This window comes from uncultured Caballeronia sp. (genome assembly GCF_964243625.1).
In the GTDB taxonomy this organism is placed as follows: Bacteria; Pseudomonadota; Gammaproteobacteria; order Burkholderiales; family Burkholderiaceae; genus Caballeronia.
The window spans coordinates 1-3,658 of record NZ_CAXTGZ010000601.1 but is presented as its reverse complement, the minus strand read 5'-3'; the positions used below and the strand labels follow the sequence as shown (position 1 = coordinate 3,658).

Annotated in this window: 3 protein-coding genes; 1 reads left to right on the top strand and 2 read right to left on the bottom strand. The window is 60.4% G+C overall.

The features are described from left to right. Window positions 1–102: 102 nt before the first annotated feature. Together ACFFAR_RS27800 and ACFFAR_RS27795 are read right to left on the bottom strand one after the other, a co-directional pair. A complete protein-coding gene (locus tag ACFFAR_RS27800; protein WP_062001626.1) occupies window positions 103–1,173 on the bottom strand; it encodes a sugar ABC transporter substrate-binding protein in 1,071 nt (356 codons plus the stop codon). Between the two features lie 191 nt (window positions 1,174–1,364). Then, window positions 1,365–2,369: a helix-turn-helix domain-containing protein gene (locus ACFFAR_RS27795; protein ID WP_174364990.1), complete on the bottom strand. Its 1,005-nt coding sequence runs from the start codon at window positions 2,367–2,369 to the stop codon at window positions 1,365–1,367. 448 nt (window positions 2,370–2,817) lie between these two features. Between ACFFAR_RS27795 and ACFFAR_RS27790 the strand changes: the two genes are divergently transcribed. Continuing rightward, a partial coding sequence (locus ACFFAR_RS27790) for an isocitrate lyase/phosphoenolpyruvate mutase family protein (protein ID WP_174364989.1) occupies window positions 2,818–3,658 on the top strand: 841 nt, incomplete at its 3' end.

The following is a 3,658-nucleotide window of genomic DNA, read 5'->3' as shown; positions in this document are numbered from 1 at the left end:
GCCGGGCCTGGATCGTGTCGTGGAATTGTCAGTCATGGAACGGGTACCTCGATTTAGGTGGAGGGATCCGGTTCGAGCCGGACCCCGTCCTGTACGCGCCGGTCAGTTCGAGATGCCCAGGGCCTTGCAGCCTTCGGCATAGCGGTCCGTGCACAGATCCTTGGCGCTGACGATGCCCTTGTCGACCACGTCGGCCTTGATGTTTTTCGCGGTGATGACGGTCGGCGTGAAGAGCTGCGACGGGGTATTGAAGAGCGTCGTCTGAGCCTTCGGAGCCTGGCCGGAGAGGAAGCCGACAGCCACCTTGGCCGCTGCCGCCGCGACAATCTCGCTCGGCTTCAGGATCGTGTTGTACTCGTCGCCCGCGACGATCAGTTGAAGGCCTGCAAGTGTCGCGTCGTTGCCGGTTACCGGCGGCACCGGGTTCACGCCGGCCGCCTTGAACGCCGCGACGGCGCCGCCACCCGTGCCGTCATTCGCGGCGACCACACCCACGATCTGCGAGCCGAAACGCGTGACCTGGCCGCTGACCCATTGCTGCGCCTTCGGCGGCGCCCAGTCAGGCGTGTCGTACTCAGCGAGGGTCTTGTAGCCGCTGCCCTGCAAGCCGGAATGAATGCCGTTCTTGATCAGTCCGGCGGCCGCGTCGGTAGGCGAGCCGTTGACCTGCAGCACGCCGCCTTTATTAGTCGGAACGCCCTTCTCCTTCAGGTGCGCAACGAGCGACTGCGCAATAGCCCGGCCGATGCCTTCGTTATCGAACGAAACGTAATAGTCGGCTGGCGTCGACGGGACCGGCCGGTCATACGCGATCACCTTGATACCCTGGCTTTGCGCCATATGAACGAGCGACGCCGCGGCCGTCGAATCGACCGGATCCAGGACGATGACCTTTGCGCCCTGCGAGATCACCGAGTTGAATTGCTGTTGCTGGGTCGCCACGTCCGCGTTGGCGTTCTGGTAAAGCACCTTGCAGTTGGGACAAAGCTTGGCCATTTCCGCCTTGAAGCCTGGGAAGTCGTGCTGTTCGTATCGCGTCGATGCCTGGTCCGGCATCAGGAAAGCCACCGTCCCGCTGGGCGCGGCCTGCGCCGCCGTGCTGCAAATGAGGCTCAGGCCGAGGCTCAGGGTCAGCGCGCTCGCGCCGATCGTTTTTGTCGAAAGTCGGGTCATCGATTGTCTCCGTTTATTAGAAAAAACCGGCGCGGTTGGCGCCGTGAGTGCGCTGCGGATAAAACTGGATTCATGCGTTGTTTTCAGTCGCCGGAACGAGCTCATGAAAAAACCGCTAAAGCGTGAAGACCAACGTGTCCCTCCCGATGCCTTCATGCATCCGGTGCCGGGTCCTGCCGGGAATAAATGTGCTAGCTGAGCGCTTCCAGCGCGTGCGTGAGCTCAGGCTCTTCGATCGCGCTGGCCGCATTGAGCTGTTGATACGCGCGCCATCGCGACGGCGACATCTCTTTGATCATCAGGAATTGCCGGTTGAAGTTCGACATGTTGTTGAAGCCGACCTGATAGCAGATATCGGTGATGCTCAGTTCGCCCGACATCAGCAACTGGCACGCGAGGTTGATGCGCAGCCGGTTCACATACTGGACGAACGGCACGCCTGTGTGCCGCCGGAAATAGCGTGAGAAAGCGCTGGCGCTTTGCCCCGCGAGTTCGGCCAACTCCGTCTCGCGCAACTCTTGCGACAGGTTTTTGCCAATATAAGACAGCACATGATTGATGCGGGTCTCCGCGTAGTGCGCAGGGTCCGAGCAATAGGCAGCGCTCGCCAGTTTGATCGGCTCAGGGCTTTGCACGAGCAAGTCGAGCAAGCCGACGAACAGGTTGATGCGTCGCATGCCTTGGGCGCCCAGCATCTCGCGCATGATCGGTTCGGCTGCCGCGCCGGTTTTCGGGGTAAAAAGCACGCCCCACTGGGCTGCATTGAGCAAGGGCTGCACGCGCCTGAGCTCCGGGAATATTTCGATGCCCCGTTCGACCAGGCCTGCGTCGAATTGCAGGATCAGGCAGCGCTCATCCACGCGGTCTCCGGCAGGCACGCTGCTCACCCAGTTGTGCGGGAGATTGGGGCCCGTCATCACAAGGTTTCCCGGCTCGAATGTGCCGATGTAATCCCCGACGAAGTATTTTCCCGTCGTCGATGTAATGACCTGGATTTCGTACTCAGGGTGAAAGTGCCAGCGTACCGTGCGATACGGATAGCCATGCGACCAGACCTTGAAGGACTCGTCGCGCGGAACGGCGACCAGTTCGAGATCCGGCTGGACGATGTTGCCGCGGCGAGCGCCCAGGCGCGCCGCACGGCAATAGCCGCAGGTTCCGCATTGGCACGCCGTCGTACTCGGAGTGGTGGGCATCGTCTTCCTCCTGAACCGCTTTTGTTTTTTGGACGCTTTTGGACGTTTGCACGAAATGCAGTTGATGTGCATTGAGCGCCGCCATGCACGAACAATATGCTTCTCGCGCCTCCCGCACTACCGAAATTGAGACCGTCGTCTGATACTATTTTGCATTCGGGTAAGCCCGGATGCCCTCAAAGGTCAACTTTTGTGCAATGCAAAAGCGTAATGAAGGTAGCGGGGATATCGATGCCTGAGTTCAGCGGCCACGACCCGTCTCCCGCGTTTCAACAGCGTTTCATGTGTGTTTCATTTAAATTCAATGAAACACAGTGATAAGACGGTGAAACACTGACAGCTCATTCCTCGATTCCGTACGTCGTTGTTTTGAAAGCGCATTCAGGCTTTCAAGAAGACTGGCATGGATGCTGCAAACAGACTGGCAAACTTTCAAAAGGAAACAGCCATGTCGCAGTCATCCGCCGCACGCCGCGCCGCCTTTCGCGCAGCCATTCAACAACGCCAGGCCTTGCTCATGCCCGGCGCCTTTAACGCAATGAGCGCCCGCGTCGTCGCGGACGCGGGGTTCAAGGCGCTCTACATCACGGGCGCGGGCGTGACGAACATGTCGCTTGGCTTGCCCGATCTCGGTTTTGTCGGCTTGAGCGAGATTGCGGAGCACACGTCGCGCATTCGCGATGCCGTGGATCTCCCGCTTCTCGTCGATGCCGATACCGGTTTCGGCAACGCCCTCAATGTTCGCCACACCGTGCGCACGCTGGAACGTGCAGGCGCCGATGCGATCCAGCTCGAAGATCAGGTCAGTCCGAAGAAATGCGGCCACTTCGCAGGCAAGGCCGTCATCTCCACCAGCGAAATGGTCGGCAAGCTGCACGCCGCCGTCGATGCACGCGAGGACGCCAACTTCCAGATCATCGCCCGCACTGACGCGTGTGCCGTGCATGGTTTCGAAGCGGCCATCGAACGCGCGCACCGCTTTGCCGAGGCGGGCGCGGACGTCCTCTTCATTGAAGCAGTCGAAACGTTCGATGAAATCAAAAGACTGCCGTCGCTTTTCGACACGCCCCAGTTGATCAATATCGTGGTGGGCGGCAAGACGCCGGTCGTCCCGCAAAGCGAGCTTGCGGCGATGGGTTTTGGCATCGTCCTGTATGCGAACGCTGCGCTGCAGGGAGCGGTGCTTGGCATGCAGAAGGCGCTCGGCGCACTGCGCGATGCAGGCAAGCTCGACGAAGATCCCACGCTCCTCGCGCCGTTCAACGAACGCCAGCGGCTGGTCGACAAGC